The sequence below is a fragment of the Kurthia huakuii LAM0618 genome (assembly GCF_000505545.1).
Classification (GTDB): domain Bacteria; phylum Bacillota; class Bacilli; order Bacillales_A; family Planococcaceae; genus Kurthia; species Kurthia huakuii.
The window spans coordinates 1-893 of record NZ_AYTB01000042.1 but is presented as its reverse complement, the minus strand read 5'-3'; the positions used below and the strand labels follow the sequence as shown (position 1 = coordinate 893).

The window sequence follows — 893 nt, the reverse complement described above, 5'->3', positions numbered from 1 at the left end:
TTTTACCAATTCACTCACAATGTTCTTCTGGTAGTTTTCTCGAATATTCGCTAGACGCTGATGTAACTTTTGTACACGACAAATTTGTTTTTGTCGATTGTTAAAGTAACAGTTTTCACCTACCTTTTTGTTTTGTTCATAACTTCTGCTCAATTTCCGTTGAGCTTGTTTTAGCCGTTTTTCAAGTTTTCTTACCTTATCTGTTTTATTCATATTTTCGTAAACGTCTCCGTTGCTCATCATCGCAAAATCTTTGATACCTAAATCAATACCGATACCTTCTGATTCAGGCGATTGTTTTATGCAGTCGGGCACTTCACATAAGACCGAGATATAGAATCTATCTGCTTTTTGTGATACTGTACCGCTTTTGATAATTGCGTCTTGAGGCAAATAATTAAACTCTTTTAGTGTTACCCACCCAATTGTAGGAATCTTAATTTGGTGGCGTTTTAGCGAAAAATCACCTTTCCCATTCTTAGGGAAATACGCTTTCACATCTTGTCTAGCTTTCTTCTTGAAGCGAGGGTGCTTACTTAATCCTTTAAAGAAGTTTTTATAGGCACGTTCTGCATTCATGATGGATTGCTTAACCGCCTTGCTCGATACCGTTTTAATCCATAAGTCTTGTTGGTTTTGTTTCGTATGAACAGTATTTAACCATTTCGAGAAGTCATAACCACTCATGAATTTTCTGTCTTCCTCATAATTAACACGATTCGTTGCAATATACATGTTGTAGACATAACGACAAACGTCAAAGGTTCTGATGAGTTTTTCACGTTGCCGGTCAGTTGGTTTTATTTCCAGCTTATAAGCCCGCTTCATTTCTTAGCATCCTTTCACCTGATTTTAACGAGATATCATCTTATACATATATACCCATTTGTCTA

1 protein-coding gene is annotated in these 893 nt (G+C 36.3%); it reads right to left on the bottom strand.

All coding sequences use genetic code 11. The features are described from left to right. The coding region (locus V514_RS0118370; protein WP_029501225.1) for an RNA-guided endonuclease InsQ/TnpB family protein at window positions 1-828 on the bottom strand (828 nt) is incomplete at its 3' end. Between the last annotated feature and the right edge of the window lie 65 nt (window positions 829-893).